9 protein-coding genes are annotated in these 14,581 nt (G+C 52.0%); 2 read left to right on the plus strand and 7 right to left on the minus strand.

Going from position 1 to position 14,581, the window contains the following annotated elements; genetic code table 11:
- Nucleotides 1-4 precede the first annotated feature (4 nt).
- Both AC6RNO_RS12840 and AC6RNO_RS12845 read right to left on the minus strand, forming a co-directional pair.
- Nucleotides 5-970 (minus strand): ABC transporter permease subunit, encoded by a 966-nt coding sequence (locus AC6RNO_RS12840; protein WP_497105713.1) that lies wholly within the window; start codon nucleotides 968-970, stop codon nucleotides 5-7.
- A gap of 150 nt (nucleotides 971-1,120) precedes the next feature.
- Complete coding sequence (locus AC6RNO_RS12845; RefSeq protein WP_497105662.1) at nucleotides 1,121-3,733, minus strand: exo-rhamnogalacturonan lyase family protein; 2,613 nt, start codon at nucleotides 3,731-3,733, stop codon at nucleotides 1,121-1,123.
- A gap of 317 nt (nucleotides 3,734-4,050) precedes the next feature.
- On the opposite strand from AC6RNO_RS12845, the gene AC6RNO_RS12850 reads away from it, so the two are divergent.
- Nucleotides 4,051-5,385, plus strand: coding sequence for a hypothetical protein (locus AC6RNO_RS12850; protein ID WP_474681199.1), 1,335 nt, complete (start codon nucleotides 4,051-4,053; stop codon nucleotides 5,383-5,385).
- 638 nt (nucleotides 5,386-6,023) lie between these two features.
- Here AC6RNO_RS12850 and AC6RNO_RS12855 read toward each other — a convergent pair.
- Together AC6RNO_RS12855 and AC6RNO_RS12860 are read right to left on the minus strand one after the other, a co-directional pair.
- Nucleotides 6,024-8,321 carry a helix-turn-helix domain-containing protein gene (locus tag AC6RNO_RS12855; RefSeq protein ID WP_497105663.1) on the minus strand — a complete coding sequence of 766 codons (2,298 nt, stop codon included), beginning with the start codon at nucleotides 8,319-8,321 and terminating at the stop codon, nucleotides 6,024-6,026.
- A 154-nt stretch (nucleotides 8,322-8,475) separates the two neighbouring features.
- On the minus strand, nucleotides 8,476-9,939 hold the full coding sequence (locus AC6RNO_RS12860; protein WP_497105664.1) for a stalk domain-containing protein: 1,464 nt from the start codon (nucleotides 9,937-9,939) through the stop codon (nucleotides 8,476-8,478).
- Nucleotides 9,940-10,307: 368 nt separating this feature from the next.
- Here AC6RNO_RS12860 and AC6RNO_RS12865 point away from each other — a divergent pair, with 368 nt between their 5' ends.
- Nucleotides 10,308-10,892 (plus strand): cyclic nucleotide-binding domain-containing protein, encoded by a 585-nt coding sequence (locus AC6RNO_RS12865; RefSeq protein ID WP_497105665.1) that lies wholly within the window; start codon nucleotides 10,308-10,310, stop codon nucleotides 10,890-10,892.
- 8 nt (nucleotides 10,893-10,900) lie between these two features.
- Here AC6RNO_RS12865 and AC6RNO_RS12870 read toward each other — a convergent pair whose 3' ends face one another.
- The 3 genes from AC6RNO_RS12870 to AC6RNO_RS12880 all read right to left on the minus strand — a co-directional run bounded on the left by AC6RNO_RS12870 (nucleotide 10,901) and on the right by AC6RNO_RS12880 (nucleotide 14,555).
- Nucleotides 10,901-11,620 carry a DUF4386 family protein gene (locus AC6RNO_RS12870; protein ID WP_497105666.1) on the minus strand — a complete coding sequence of 240 codons (720 nt, stop codon included), beginning with the start codon at nucleotides 11,618-11,620 and terminating at the stop codon, nucleotides 10,901-10,903.
- Nucleotides 11,621-11,851: 231 nt separating this feature from the next.
- Entirely contained in the window at nucleotides 11,852-12,994 is a 1,143-nt protein-coding gene (locus AC6RNO_RS12875; protein ID WP_497105667.1) for a glycerate kinase, read from the minus strand.
- A gap of 85 nt (nucleotides 12,995-13,079) precedes the next feature.
- Nucleotides 13,080-14,555, minus strand: coding sequence for a sulfatase-like hydrolase/transferase (locus tag AC6RNO_RS12880; protein WP_497105668.1), 1,476 nt, complete (start codon nucleotides 14,553-14,555; stop codon nucleotides 13,080-13,082).
- Nucleotides 14,556-14,581: the final 26 nt, after the last annotated feature.

Raw genomic sequence — 14,581 nt, forward strand, 5'->3', positions numbered from 1 at the left:
TTTCTCAAAATATGCCGGAATGGCCGGCCCTTTTGGCCAAGTAATTCGTTGTGAACACGAGGACGATGGAAATGATCGCTTTAAACAGCCCTACTGCCGCACTGTAGCTGAAAGCGCCCTGCATAATCCCGGCCGTGTACACGTAAGTATCGAACACTTCGGCGACCGGACGGTTCAGCGGGTTGATCATTAACAGCACCTGCTCGAATCCGCGGTCCATAAATTGCCCCATGCGCAAAATGAGCAGGACGATAATCGTTCCCTGAATGGCCGGCAGCGTAATGTGCCACAGTTGACGGAACCGGCTCGCGCCGTCGACGTAAGCCGCTTCGTACTGCTCTTGATCCACGCCGGCAAGCGCCGCCAGGAAGATGATCGTCCCCCAGCCCATTTCTTTCCAAATGCTTTGCGAAATAATCATCGGTCTGAACCAGCTTTCGCTCGTTAGAAAATCGATTTTGTGTCCGAAAAGCCGCAGCACCGCTTCATTAATAACTCCGCCTTCCGTCGTCAGCAGCAAATAGGAAATGCTCGCTACGATAACCATCGAAATAAAATGCGGGATATAAATGAGCGACTGGATAAAGCGCTTGTAAAAAGCTTTGCGCACTTCATTCAGCAAAAGCGCCAGCAGGATCGGAGCCGGGAAAAAAAACAGCAAATCGTACAAACCCAGCAAAAGCGTGTTGCGAATTAATGTAAAAAATATCGGGTCCTGAAAAAATTGTTTGAAGTTATCGAGTCCGACCCACTCGCTGTTAAAAAAACCGGCGTAAGGCTGGTAATTTTTGAAGGCGAGCAGAACTCCCCACATCGGAACGTATTTGAAAATAACAAAGTAGGCCAAGCCTGGGAGCAGCAGCAGCAGCAAATATTTGTCCCGGATGATTTTGCTCATCAGCGAGCCCCGTTTGGAAGTTCCTACCGCTCTTTCGGATATCAAGCTCTGTCCGGCGCCCGTTTGTTTCATCATGTTCTCACTCCTTCGCAGTTTGGTACTTCACACACTATAAGAATCGAACATTTCCGGCAATCATACTTTTTTTGCCCGGCATATCGAGCTTTTTTCAAAAAAGTGCAAACCCGGAAAAAAAGTATGGCTGCACGTAATGCCCGACATTCAAGCGTTCAGCTCTGCCGGCAGAGCGTCGCCGATCAGTTCCAGGCACATAATCGCGTTGAGCGACCACTGCGAAACGACGTTGGTCGTGATGTGCGGCAGCTCTTGAATCGGACGGACATATTCCAGCACCGGCACCTGACAGATGTGTGCGGCATCTTCGCTGCCCCCGGGCAGGCGGTTTTCCAGCATGATGCGCCACGTCTCCGCAGCCAGCTCCGAGCTGTTATGCCGGTTGGCCGCATACGCCGCCATAGCTGCGGCGAACATCGGCCAGCTGAACCGGTCCGGACGGATGGCCCCGTTCGTGCGGGCCAGCTTTTCCTCGGGTTCAAGGTAATAGAACGCTCCGAACTCGGCCAGCATGTCATCCCACTCGGGATCGGAGAGCAGCTGCGAAAGCTCCATCCACACTTGCGGCGCGCCGAAGGAGACGGCCATATGATAGGCGTAGTTGCCGTCGCCGATATGGGTGAGAACGCCGGTCGCGGGATCGTACCCGAAGGTCGTGCCGGATAAGAGCCGGAACGGCGCTGCTTTCAAATCCTTGATCCCTTGAAGGATTTTGTCGCGGTACTTCACGTTCTCGAAGCGCTCCCACTGCGACATCCAATTCGAGCTGAAGGCCGCCCAGTCCGGCCCGCTCCTGATATGGGCCGGGTGCTCGTCGGGCGGGAAATAGGCGCGCATCGGATCGAGGCGAACGGCGGCAAAATCGGCGTCGGCCACTTCCGCCAAAATATCTCCGACGCGTTCATCCGCAGTCAGGAAATAATAGTACCGGTGCAGACCCGCCATCGCGATGCGCGCTTCCTTGCAGCCGCAGCCCCAGTGGACGACGTTATGGCGGGAACCCAGCCCGGCATATTCCCCAAAATGGTACACGTCCACTTCGCTTGTATGACGCGTCATCGCTTCCGCCATCCGGAACAAATCCGCCCGTCCGGACCGCAAAAACGATAGCCATAGCCACATATTCGGCACAAGTTCGGTATTTTGCCAGGCAAAACCGCCTACATCGTACCGCCAGTTATGACGCGCGGCATCATAGGTGTGCATGAAATCGCCGTAATCCCAAAAACCGTACCAGCGCCGCTGCTCGACCTCTTGTTTGTAAAAGCCGACCCAGGCGTCCAGTTGGTCTTCGATCCAGGCTTTGGCCGGCGTGCTGCGGTCAGGCAGGCTCCATGTCCCGAACGCGTGCGTATCGTGATAACGCGCGGGCTCGCAGACGAGCTGCGGCGGAGCTTGCAAGTGCCGCGTCATGGACGCCAGGTCAGCCGCATCGGGGGTCCGTTCGCAGCACCACAGCATGAGCTCGCTCGTGTTGGCGATGCCGTGCGGCGTGCTGCGCAGCTCTTCCGCTCCTTCATAAGCGGCCTCCACATAGGCGGCCGTATCGTAATGGCGCATATCCATCGCCGCGCCGTCCGGCGACCAGAACCAGAGCGTCAGCCTGGCTTCGTCCGTCGTCATCCCCGTCACTTCCAGAGACGAAGGATGCTTCTGCCAAAAGTTGCGCAGCCCTGCCGCAAGCCCGCCGTGAGCGTCCCCGGCATATGCGAGCCCGCGCGCACGATGGCCGCTGACGGCTTTCACCGGGCTGCATGCCGCGCTTGTCTGCTTGACGACCGTGTAAGAGTCGGCGGAAAGCTGCGTCAGCCTGTAGCTGTCCCAAGCGGCGGAAGCATCCAGCAGCGCCAGGAATGCCGCATCGCGCCCATCGTCGAATTCAATCGCTTCGCCGGCTTGCTGGCGCCAAAACTTATCCATATAGGCGTCCTTCGTTCGCCAGGTCGACAAATGCTTTGGCGATTCGCTGAAAAAGCCGGTGTCGCCCGCAAACCGGACGTATCTGTTATACAGGGGAGCCGTCAGCGGCAGGCCGAACGAGATCCCGAGCCCTTTCACGTAATCTTCCTGCGGATCGACGTCAAACAAAGCTGTATGGACGATCCGTATCGAAGCGTGATTGGCGTAAAAATAAAGGCGCAGCCGGAAAGGAAGCCAGGAACGCTCGCCGTCCCTCGACACATACACCCCTTCCGCCAATACGACGACCCTTGCATGCCCTTCGTGCTCCACATGGAGGGCATTGATTTCGCCGTCCAAATATTGTTCTTTTAAAAGGCGTCCGTCGCCGGGAAGTTCGCGGCGCTCTTCACGCATACTGACAAGCGAGCCTTCCGCGCCGACCTGTTGGTCCCCGTAGTACAGCGACCGGATGAGCGCTTTGCCCCGCTTCGCCATGGTACATCGGATTACGCCGGTATCCACCGTCAGCTCGTCGGCCGACTGCCGGATTTTCACACCGGCTGCCGAACTCGCTGCGGCGTCAGGATCATCCGCTGCTTGCAGCGTGTAGCCTTCGCTCGCAGGTTTATCGAAAGAAGCGGCATGCGCCGTCCACTTTACACTGCCGTCCGGCCAATAAGCCGTAGGCCAGCTTTGCAGGGCGACCGAACCGCCCGACGCATCGGTCAGCGTGAACGAACCGGCTTGGGAGCGATCCAATTCGCCTGCGCGCCAAGGTACTCCCCACGTCACGCCCGCAGCAGTCGCAGGAGCTTCTTCCAGCCAATTGATGCGGATTCCCTTCATCTGTTGTTCCATTTCCAGCAACAACCCCTTCCGAACTGCATATGCGCGGTTCTCCATTCCAGCTTATGAACGGTCGGAATTTCCTGCAATTGTACTTTTTTAAACCCCGCCCGGGCAGCGGTTTATCTTTTTTTCGGAATTAAGACTTTTTTGCAGGGGAGGGAACAAAGTGTTGGGCACGAGTGCAGGGGACGTTTGTAACCAAAAAAAGTAGAAAAGTCAAAAATTGTTAACATTTAGGAGTTTATTCCTATCTTTAAATCTAGTAAAATATGTTAAAATATTGAAGATATCGAATTACAATTAAATAAGGAAAATGGAGGTTAATTATGAAAAAATCAATTCCTGTACTTACTTCTTTGGCTGCAGCGCTGTTGTTGTCTTCCCAAGTTGCTTTTGCCGACGAATCCAGCCTTCCGGCAGCTGATGTTCTTACGAAAGCCGCGAGCCAGGAAATCGTCAAAAACGTAGAGGTCAAGGTCACTAATTTACTCGACCAAAACACTAATGGAAAGAATTCGCTTTCCGCACTCCAGCAAGCAGCAAGCCTTCTTCCTCCTCAACTCCAGGCCGCCACTACATTCAACTTCTCGCAGCGCGATTTCGGCGAATCCGTCGTGCAGACGAGCGATGGCGGCTATGTGTTCGCAGGCTCTACCACAGTTAACGGAAACGAGGATATCCTATTTGCCAAGACGGACGCTTCCCTGACGCTTCAGTGGGCATATACGCTGGGCGGAACCGCGGTAGAAACGGGCGTCGAGGTTCGGCAGACGAGCGACGGCGGGTATGTCATCGCCGGGACAAGCAATGCAAGCGGTTCTAAAGACATCTATTTGGCCAAGACAGATGCCAATGGAGCGATACAATGGGCCAAAGTATATGGCGGCCCAGGCCAAGAAGAGGCTGAAGCGATGGAAATCGGGCATGACGGCGGCTACATCATTGTCGGCGCCAAGAGTGGCAGCCTAAATACGAACGACGCTTACATGCTTAAAGTGGATGCCAGCGGCAATGTTCAATGGAGCCGGACATATGGTCAGGATAATCTGGAGGATCGCTTTTACGGCGTAGGCACAACGCCGGACGGCGGCTATGTGGCAGTCGGATATAAAACCATCTTGCAAACCATTCCAGGCGGGACGGAACAAGCGATGTATGGGCTGATGGCCAAAGTAAACGGCTCAGGAGGAGCGGTATTCGAGTCCACCCTTGACAAGAATGCCTATCTAAACGGGGTTGCCGCAAGCAGCAGCGGCTATGTGGCTGCAGGGACCATCAACAACTACGGTACACCGAACAGTTCTCAGGGGTATAACATATTTGTAACCAAGGTCGGCACTTCGGGGGCCAAGTTGTGGACGAACCAGTTCCATTCGACGGGTGGCGATTTTGCCAATGATGTCAAATTGGCCAAGGACGGCAATTACGTAGTGACCGGGCTAACGTCCCCGCAAGTGGGGAAAGAAGATCTGGTGCTGATGAAAATCAACAACTCGGGAAATGCGTTATGGTCGAATACGTATGATTTTGGCAATACAGGCGAAATCGGCAAGCGTGTGGCAACGACCAATGACGGCGGTTATATAGTTACGGGCTCGTACCAGGCGAATAGCTCCAACGGCAATTATGACGTCCTTTTAGTGAAATTTACAAGCGATTGAGCAGCAGCGGCAAATAAGCTTTGGAGAGAAAGGGGCTGGCCCGAAAGGGTTCAGCCCCTTAGTCTGAGGAAAAGCCTGCACAATCGCAGGCTTTGCCGGGAAAAAACGGGGCTCAGCCCCTTTTCAGCGGAAATTCCTGCAAGGCAGGCTTTTGCCGCGAAAAAGCGGGGCTCAGCCCCTTCATCCGGCGAAAAAGCCTGCACTTTTGCAGGCTTTGCCGATCCGCAGCTGCCGGGCCGCTTCGCAAACGGCTGTGCCGGCGGGGCGGCTGGTGCCATGCGGCTCCGCAACGCGCAGCCAAGGCTGGGCTGCGCTCGTGCGAAAAACCTGCAAGAATACATCTTTTTGCCTGTTGAAACGCCCGCAGCGAAAAATTCCTGCAAATGTGCAGGCTTTGCCACGAAAAAGCGGGGCTCATCCCCTTTTCAGCGGAAATTCCTGCACAATCGCAAGCTTTGCCGGAAAAAAACGGGGCTCAGCCCCTTCATCCGGCGAAAAAGCCTGCACTTTTGCAGGCTTTGCCGATCCGCGAGCTGCCGGGCCGCTTCGCAAACGGCTGCGCCGGCCGCCGAGCCGCCTCCCGGCCGGGCCCCAAACCAAAAAAACCGCCGTTACAGGCGGCGGTTGCGGCATTGTTTTCACGCGTTGCGGTGAAATTCCCGATATTGGCTGGGCGTAGCGCCCTGCTGCTTTTTGAAGATCCGGTTAAAGTAGCTCGGCTGATACCCGGATTTTTCGGCGATGTCGTTGATTTTCATATCCGTGTCCCGCAAAAGCTCCTTCGCTTTTTCAATGCGCAGTTCAGTCAAGTAGTCGATGAAGTTTTTGCCGGTAACCTGCTTGAACGCTTTGCTTAAAGCGACCGTGTTCGTTCCGGCGTAATCGGCGCAGCTGTCCAGCGATATATCTTTCATGAAATTGTTTTGCAAATAAATCATCGCCGTTTCTACCGTCTTTTTCACCTGGGCGTCGGAACGCGATTCCAGTTCTATGATATACGGGCTGACAACTTTGTCACTGAACCACGCGCGCATCTTTTGCGGATCTCCGGTTTGCATCAGCTGTTCGTACAAATTGGACGAGTTGAAAATACGGTTTGGATTCAAACCCGCGAGCCGAACGGCGTGTAAAATGCTGCCCAGCAATTGGAGCGCTCCTTGGCGGATATCGATCGTTTTGGCGCCGCGTTCGGTCAACTCCTCCAGAAACGCCCGAATCAACTGGTTCGCTTCTGCGGCTTGACCAGTCCGAAGCGCATGAATAATTTCTCTTTCGAGCGCAAACGGATAATGAATCTCGTCCGGCTTCTGGTCGTTATCGTCCGGCGATTCCAGATCGATCAGCAGATTCCGGTTCTCAAAACGGCGGCTGCCGGAAGCCTGCATCGCTTCCTCGAACCGGGAAGGCACATGAACGATTGATAAAGCCGGGCTTCCGAGCGCGATCGACACGTACATTTGGAGCACATTATGAATCGCCTGCATCAGCTCCTGGCCGAACGTTCTGACCGTTTCCCGCTGCTCCGCTTCTTCCGGAACGAAAATAATAAGACCGACGGATAAATCGTGAAAGTTGATGACTTCCGCTTGCTCGAAACGGTTCGAGGCAAGCTCCATCGTAATGTTGGCGGCAGCGAAGGTGATCAGCCCTTCATCCCCCGGCGAAAAGCGACCTTCCAAATTTTTGAATCCGCTCAAATGGATGTACAATACGGCATATTGCCGGCGGTCTACCGTCCAGCCGAAATTACGCATTCTTTCCAAAAGCGCCTGTTCGGAATACGAATAAAGGTACCCTTGAACGAGCTGCAGCAGGAAGCCTTCCTTAAGATGCGGAAGCTGCTGCTCCAGCTTCGTTTGCAGCGTCCTGCTTTCCCGGGTCAAATGCAGCCATTCTTTCTCAATGAGCTTGAAATCGTCATTGTGTTCTTTTCCCAGCACGGACGGAGCCGTCGTCCCCGTCAGCAGGCTGACTAGCTGCGCGATCGGAGAATAGATCCGTTTCGAAGCGAGCCAGGATAACACGGATGCCAGCAGCAGCATCGCGACGCTTAAAGTCAAAATGAGCTGGGATATGAAGACGACCGGTTTGGTAATGGCGCTGATCGGCGAGGCGGAGACGTACGTCCATTCGGTGTTGATGCGCGACATCGTGCCGAAAGAGACGGTATACGTCGTGTGGTTCCAGTCGAACAGGAAGGAGCCGGATTTCGCCTTGCCGGCGACAATTTGCTGTCTCAGCGCTTCATCAAGCTGCGCCGACGGCTCTTTTCCCGCAATGGAAAACATCTGCTCGCCATTTTCTTGCAGCAGAAACGTGCTTCCCTCGTCATAAGGGGTCAACGTCTGGAGCATGGCGGCGATCTTCGAGCTATCGAGGCGGGCCAGCATGATCCCGTACGGACTCGGCGCAGTTTCGGGAATTTTGATCGCCAGCGTAAATAAATCTTCATTCGCCGGCTCCGACTGCGGCTGCCGCAACCAGAACACTTTGTCGCTATTCGCAAGCAGCTGCCTGTACTTGGCGATCTGCGCAGCATCCGTCAACGCCTCGTATTCCGGATTAAACCGCACGGGAGACGGTCCTTCCAAGTAAAGCTCCGTTTGTTTGGCCAGCGTGTTGGAGCCATGCATAATCGACAGCGCTTTCGTAATATCGCGGGCAATTTCAAAATCGCGCGACAAGCTTATATTGGACAGCGAGTAGTTGAAATTGGGGTCGAAGGCCCAATGTACGACCGAAGTTTCCACATGGGCGAACTGCTCGCTGATGTTGGCGGCTCTTTGCTGAATCTGTTTATTGTGCATCTGAAGCAGTTCGTTATCAAGGCGGTCACCTGCCAGCCAATAAATCAGGCCACCGATAATAAGTCCGGGAATACTGGAAATGATCAAAATCAAAATCCAATTATTTCGGAAGCGCTTACTTTTAAGCACGATTGTCCCCCCTGATCTATTTATTATTATATATTTTTCGATATTCACATCATACCACACAGCGCAAAATGTTGTGCATAAGATTCGAATGCGGCCGATTCCGGCAAATGCAAATAAACCTGCCTTGACAGGCAGGTTCTTGTTTTTTTCTCAATTAGCTTTGAATGGAATCGAGCACGTTGTCGGTAAAATATAAATACTGAGCGCCGAAACTTGTGCCGTAACGGTAAACCCATTGTTCCATTTTTCCGTATACATTGACGTTGTCCGGTTTTCCCCAGGACATAAGAACTTGCTCCTGCGTCATGCCGATGCGCACCTTTTTCCGCCTGATCACGTCTTTTATATCGCTGGACCAGTCAAATTTGGCCAAAGGGTCTTCGATGTAAAAGCCCGAGGTTAGGGCGTCTAGTGAAGAAAAACTAAATTTGATCGTTTTACTTCCGTTGCTTAAAGTTGCGGTTAATCCGCTGTAGCTGATAAGAGATAATTTTTCATATTGATTGAATTTCTCTTCGCCGGGATAGGACAGGGTGCTGCTGCTCCATAGCGAGTCGGCGTATTTCTTCCATAAGTTCTCTGCGGCAATTTCAGTCTGCAACTTCTCGGCTGCCGTGTTGATTTTGCCGTCAACTCCCCAAGATGCATTCTTGGTAAGGTCTCCGGCTGTAAGATCGATCCGATGACCTTTTCCCCATGCAACTTGGATGTCCAAATACTCGGACAAAAATGGAATCGGCACATAAAGCACGGACTCCTCTGAAATAATCGGATAGTCCATGCGGCCTTCATGCAACTCCATACCGCTTCCGAAATAGGTTATCAGATTGCTGTTGGAGCCTATCAACACAATCCGGTTCGGGTGATTGATTCGCAGAACGTCGCCAATTGGTTTGGCGGACATTTTCAAGTTGCCGAGAAGCGCCCACAGCGGTATGTAAATGACATCGTTGCGAACGATCGGGGGATAGTCGGATTTTAGATAGTTTCCATTGACATAGATTTTATATTCGTCCGAAAGCAAATTTACTGGCTTTCCTTGGTTCCAAGGCCCCTCATACCATACATCGTTGTAGATGGACGTGCCTTTTACGGCAGTACCCTGCCCCTGTGGAAGTCCATTCACCAGGTCACCTGAATAAACAAAATGATTGCCTTCCCATTCGAAATAAGGATACCCCATAATGTTCAGCGTCTTATCGGCGGTTTGAACGGTCGCGTACTGCTTTTCCCCGTTCCAATCCACTTTAGCGCCAAATGCCTCGCTGATTAAACGCAAGGGCACAAAAGTTCGATCATCCTCTATTCGCGGCGAAACTTCCAAGGTTTTTGGTTGGCCGTTGACTTGGACAACAGGATCGTTGATTTTCATAAACACGGAAGACCCCGCTCTGTTCAGAGTAATGGACTGCTGCTCTCCGTTCCAAGTCAACTTGGCATTCAAAGCATCCGTAATATCGCGAAGGGGAACCAGCATACTGCCGTTAATTAAAATCCCGATGTCCATGTTTTGTTCCGTCTTTTTGGTCTGCTCATCGGCAAAAACCGGCAATGACGACGCGAACATCAGCGTAATCGACATTGTCATAATGATAATGCGCTGAAAAAATGTTTTCATTCACAAAACCTTCTTTCATCTAAAGTAAATATATGTCCAAAACTTTCAAAGATCATTTTGAAAGTGTCAAGCGCATGTGCTCCTTTAGAATTAATAGGCCTCTGCTTAAAACTATGGGGTGGGTAAATTTTACTATGTTTTTAACATTATAACGCAAAATACCTGCTGAAACAGCAAAAATTGTGCCGATATGTGGAAAAAAAGCTGATTTTTTAGGGGATTTGTGCGATTAATCAGACAAACTTCTTCAGCAATTTGAGCGGGAAAGAATTTTATGATCTTTAACATACATACTATAGTATGGTAAGTTGAAACTACATAACATGATTTAACCGAACCGTTTCATTAAGAGCCGAAAGGAAAGCAAAATGAAAAGCATACTTTTGAAGTATTTAGCCAGATTTACAACCCTGAACGAAGAAGAACAACAGATGATCGTTGATGAGATACGAGTCCAAGAATACAAAAAAGGAACAATGCTCCTTAGACAAGGAGATGTTCCCACTCAATGTTATTTTGTATTGAAAGGATGTATAAGGCAGTACTCGATAGATGAAACGGGAAAAGAGGTCACATCCAATTTTTACACAGAAGAGCAAGCGGTGTCGATTTTCAATCATCATAAACAAGATAAGTCATCCCCGTACTCATTAACTTGTCTGGAAGACTGTGTATTGGTTGTTGGCGATCTTGATGCCGAAAATGCCATGTTTAACAAATACTCGCAATTGGAAACGATGACACGCAAGATGGTAGAGGAAAACCTGGGTGAGGTACAAAATGAATTGGCTTCATTTATCGCATCTACACCTGAAGAACGTTACAAAGCGCTATTGCGAAAAAGGCCTCATCTAGTCGATCGCGTACCCCAACATCAATTGGCAAGTTATCTCGGTATTACCCCGGAATCATTAAGTAGAATCAAGAAGCGAATTCATACAAGCGATTTTTAGGGGAATTATTATGCGCTTTTGGGAAGTTTTCCTCCTCTGAACAGCAGCCATATCCCAAAGCCCAGTTCTCCTGCAACCATTGGCACGCTAAATACAAGATTAAGCGTTGAAATTAACCCATCATATTGTGCTAGAAACGTTTTGCTTAGGTGAACGACAATATAGCCTATTGAAGCAAGAACTAATAAAATGCCGATCACTTTAGGAATGATGCCTGATTTGAAAGCCAGATAGCCCACAATCATTAAATGCCAGCCGAAAACGATCAAACCAATCGACCAAATAGATACAAATGCATCGAGAAATAGCATCATAAGCGCTTGAAGTTGTTCGATATTAAATGAGGACAAATAGCTTATATGTCTTGAGAGAAGCAGCACAAATATCAAGTTCAGTATGGCCATTCCCAATATAGCCGCATAAATAAGACGGAGCCATGCTCCGAGCAATGAAAGGCTTTTATTAAATGGCTGTAGAAACACATGGAAAGCCCAGGCGACCACAATGTCAGCAATCATAATGATGACCCAACCCAGAATTTCTGCTTTGAAAAGGTTATTGGATGACACGATGTTGTTACATGTAGCCGCCGGATTGCCTTGTACCACAAGGCTTCCATGAACAAACCCATAGGAAAAAAAAGAGGCAAGCGCCATGATGACAAGTGAAATGCCGGCAGTTAAAGCGGATTTCCGCTGATACGATAGTTCTTTGACCGAGTTAGCCATAAAATAACCCCCTATATAGAATTGTCGATTTTCATTATATGAGGAGGTTTACGACTGGTCATTAACTTAAGTCAAGAAAGCAATTATAATGATCCGGTAAAAATTCGCTGGAAAAAGAGATTAAAGAACCGCAGCATTGATGCCCGGCTAAGCCGGTGGTTATGACTCCGTCAATGCCGGAGGGCGGCGATTTGCCGGGCACCGGGTGCAGCGGCCGGCTTCTTGGACGATTTACCAATACTTCGCCGGAATCGCCAAAGTCTTCATTACGGAGGCGACCGCATGCCTGATCAGAGCGGGCGCCTCGCGCATCGCTTCTTCAAGCGGCATCGGATTTTGCGCCGTGCCGATAATGACGTCCAGTCCGAGATCGTAGAGCGGCTTGACGTCCCCAGTGACGCCCCCGGATACGCAGATGACCGGCTTATTGTATTTTTTGGCCGCTTTCGCCACTCCGGCAGCCGTTTTTCCGTACGCGGTCTGCCCGTCGGTGCGTCCTTCGCCCGTGATGACAAGATCGGCCCGCTCCACCCATTTCTCAAACCCGATCGCTTCCAGCACGATGTCGATTCCGCGGGCCATTCTCGCGGACAGGAACGCCATCAAACCGGCGCCCATGCCACCCGCTGCGCCCGCGCCCGGCACATCCGCGACGTCTTTGCCGAGCTGTTCCAGAATCAAGGAGCCCAGATGCGATAAGCCCTGATCCAGCGTTCGAACCATCTCCGGGGTCGCCCCCTTCTGCGGCGCGAAGACGGCCGAAGCCCCCTGCGGGCCGCACAACGGATTGGTCACATCGCTGGCGACAATGAATTCGCAGTCCCGAGTGCGCGGATCGATGCCGGAAACGTCGATGCGCTGGATGCTGCTCAACTCACCGCCGCCGGGCGAAATCTCGCGATCTTGGGCGTCGAGGAAGCGGACGCCGAGAGCTTGAGCCATGCCGGCGCCCCCGTCATTCGTCGCGCTGCCGCCGATGGCGATAATCATTTTGCGGCACTGCTTGTCGAGTGCGGCTTGGATCAGCTGTCCGGTGCCGTACGTCGTCGCGGCCAGCGGGTTCAAGCGGTGCTTGGGCACAAGCGTCAGCCCCGATGCCGACGCCATTTCGATGACAGCCGTCTGCCCGTCGCCCAAAATGCCGAACTCCGCCATCACCGGGTCTCCCAGCGGTCCGGCCACTTCCGTTTGGTGCAGGGAACCGCCCGACGCGTTGACGAGAGCGCGCACCGTTCCTTCCCCGCCGTCGGCGATCGGGACGGTGAACACCTCGGCGTCAGGCATCGCTTCCAAGATGCCTTCCTTCATACAGGCAGCGACTTCGATAGCGCTCAAACAACCTTTATAAGAATCCGGCGCAACCACAATTTTCATGAAATCACTCCAAACAACGATATATATCCGCTTTTCCGTGAATCCGAACCAGACTGACCAATGAAAACGCCATCATAATGGGCCGTTACTTGTCTTTTAATCCCAATCTCAAATACTGCTCTTCAGGCGATTGCACGTCTTCCATAGCTTTTACCAGATGCTCCGAATACCGCTTTTTAAGCTCCTCATCCTGTATGGGGTCCAATTGTTCATAATCCGATTCAATATGAAACAACAAAGATTCCTGCCCATGCCGGGCCATCTGAAACGGCACTCCTTCCTCGCTGAACGGAATGCGGTAAACCGGATAATCCGTATAGGGCAAAAAGGCGCCGGTCCGAATGCTTGCGGGATTGTGCGAGCCCAGAAATTTCCGAAATGCGGTCGGCATGGCGGTATACGTGTAACAAGGGTGGTTATCGCTTCGAACCGGCGCGCGCATATAGGTGTATGCTCCATCCGTAATATTTACGGTCATGCCAAACATTCCATACAAGGCAAAGTCGCGAATTCGCCGCTCCGTCCCCCGAATAAGCCCGAGCAGGGAATGCCCTCTGACTGTAGACGGGATCTCCACGCCGAAATAATCGAGCAAGGTCGGCATCAAATCGATATTTTGCGTAAGAGCCGAAATGCGGGTCTCCTTCGCAGCGCCACCGGGCAGATGAATCATCAAGGGAAGGTGGGCGATTTCGTTGTACACATGCATAATATTTTTTCCGGTCCAATTGTGCTCGCCGAGCAAAAAGCCGTGATCTGTCGTCAGGATGACCAGCGTATCGTCCCATAAGCTTTTCCGGTCCATCACATCCAGCAGCTTGCCGAGCCAATGGTCGATCATCGTCAAGTTAGCGGCATACCGCTTGCGCAAATGTTCCATAGCTTCGGGCGGCTCCTCCGCCTGCGCATACTTCGGCCAGTCGAACCGCGGCCCGTCATAGTCATCGGCATACATGTCCAAATAATGCTGCGGACAATCGAACGGCTCGTGCGGGTCGAAGGCCTCCACCATCAAAAAGAACCGGTCCTCATCGCCGTTGTCCTCAAGCCAGTCACAGGCGGCTTGCACCGTCCGCGGTCCGGGAAAGTCTTCTTCCCGCTTGAAGGCGGCGCGATTTTTTTCATACTGCGCATCCCATCTGCCGTAATACTCCGCAGGCGGCCGAGGAGACTTTATTCGGGAAATCCACGGGTCGGCTTCCTGACCGCGATGGAAATCCCAACTGTCGAAAGCCTGGCAGTAGTTTTCCCCTCCGGTTTTAAAATAGTGATAGTGATCCGTTACCATGTGCGAGAATACGCCCTTGCTCCGCAGCGTTTCCGGCAATGTTACGTCAAACGGTTCGATTCCTCCCCAGCCTTTTTCCAAAAAAGCGAGCCTGCCCGTCATCATGTCTCTGCGTGCCGGCATGCAGGGCAGCGATCCGGACCAGTGATTGTCGAATACTGCGCACTTCTCCGACAGCCTGGCGATGTTCGGAGTCTTGACCCAACGTTGCCGGTTATAGATGTCCAGCATATGGCGATTCAAAGTATCGAGCAAAATAACGATTGCTTTCATAGCAGTGATTTCCCCCTTCTCTTGCT

This window comes from Paenibacillus sp. sgz302190 (genome assembly GCF_059820445.1).

What these genes read in the sequence shown, in the direction of transcription:
- AC6RNO_RS12840 (WP_497105713.1), bottom strand. Translation starts at nt 970, where the DNA reads ATGAAACAAACGGGCGCCGGACAGAGCTTGATATCCGAAAGAGCGGTA.
- AC6RNO_RS12865 (WP_497105665.1), top strand. Translation starts at nt 10,308, where the DNA reads ATGAAAAGCATACTTTTGAAGTATTTAGCCAGATTTACAACCCTGAAC.
- AC6RNO_RS12880 (WP_497105668.1), bottom strand. Translation starts at nt 14,555, where the DNA reads ATGAAAGCAATCGTTATTTTGCTCGATACTTTGAATCGCCATATGCTG.
- AC6RNO_RS12845 (WP_497105662.1), bottom strand. Translation starts at nt 3,733, where the DNA reads ATGGAACAACAGATGAAGGGAATCCGCATCAATTGGCTGGAAGAAGCT.
- AC6RNO_RS12875 (WP_497105667.1), bottom strand. Translation starts at nt 12,994, where the DNA reads ATGAAAATTGTGGTTGCGCCGGATTCTTATAAAGGTTGTTTGAGCGCT.
- AC6RNO_RS12850 (WP_474681199.1), top strand. Translation starts at nt 4,051, where the DNA reads ATGAAAAAATCAATTCCTGTACTTACTTCTTTGGCTGCAGCGCTGTTG.
- AC6RNO_RS12870 (WP_497105666.1), bottom strand. Translation starts at nt 11,620, where the DNA reads ATGGCTAACTCGGTCAAAGAACTATCGTATCAGCGGAAATCCGCTTTA.
- AC6RNO_RS12860 (WP_497105664.1), bottom strand. Translation starts at nt 9,939, where the DNA reads ATGAAAACATTTTTTCAGCGCATTATCATTATGACAATGTCGATTACG.